Source organism: Elusimicrobiota bacterium (assembly GCA_016788905.1).
Taxonomy (GTDB): domain Bacteria; phylum Elusimicrobiota; class Elusimicrobia; order FEN-1173; family FEN-1173; genus JADKHR01.
In genome coordinates this window covers 1-733 of sequence record JAEURZ010000054.1, presented here as the reverse complement: position 1 = coordinate 733, position 733 = coordinate 1, and the positions used below count along the sequence as shown (strand labels likewise).

Annotated in this window: 1 protein-coding gene; it reads right to left on the bottom strand. The window is 55.5% G+C overall.

What is annotated here, in order from left to right; translation table 11 throughout:
- Positions 1 to 733: transposase (locus JNK54_10760; protein ID MBL8024739.1), on the bottom strand; the 733-nt coding region annotated here is incomplete at both ends.

The window sequence follows — 733 nt, the reverse complement described above, 5'->3', positions numbered from 1 at the left end:
TCAGCAGTCGTTTCTTCGCTTCATCGTAAGTCGGTTTTTCATATCCCGCCTGAAGCTTATTTCGAAACTCTTCCTGGCGCTCCTTCGGTAAATAGCTCACCACGTTCTCTCTCTTGTGCCACTGGCAGCGTTGGACATGACCCTTTTCGCCCAAAACCACCTTGACCGCTTTCCGGAGCCCTTTCCCCCCATCCAGAGCGACGAGCATGTCGTGTTCGATCGATAAGCCTCGGTTGATCAGCCCATTGAGAAAATCCCGACAAACTTCATAGCGCTCCGTGCTCGCCTCAACGATTCCCAGAATGGTTTTCCGTCCATTCAGCAGGATCCCCACCGCCACGATCACCTCATTATCTCCGAAATACTTTCCGTCCATCACCAGGGCCACGATATCCAGATCTTTCAGGGACCGTTCCTGTAGCTCACGCAGCTTCCGCGCCGAGGCCCGGATCCACAACCGAGACACGCTGTTGCGTTTGATCCCAAATGTCGCAGGAACGGATAGCGCCGCCCCTTCGTAATTCCCCGTGCTGATCCCTCGAATCTCGCGCTTTAAGGCGCACTCTTCAATCAAGCCGGGTTCCTGGAGCCGTTGGTAACTGCCTAAAGTGATCTCTTCTCCCCTTCCTCTTCGCCGAACCCGGGGAACTCGGATTCGGACCTTCTGATCCCCAATGAAAACGGATCCCCCGTTGGAACCCCAGCGATCCGCCTCTCCTCCTCGGCCATACCG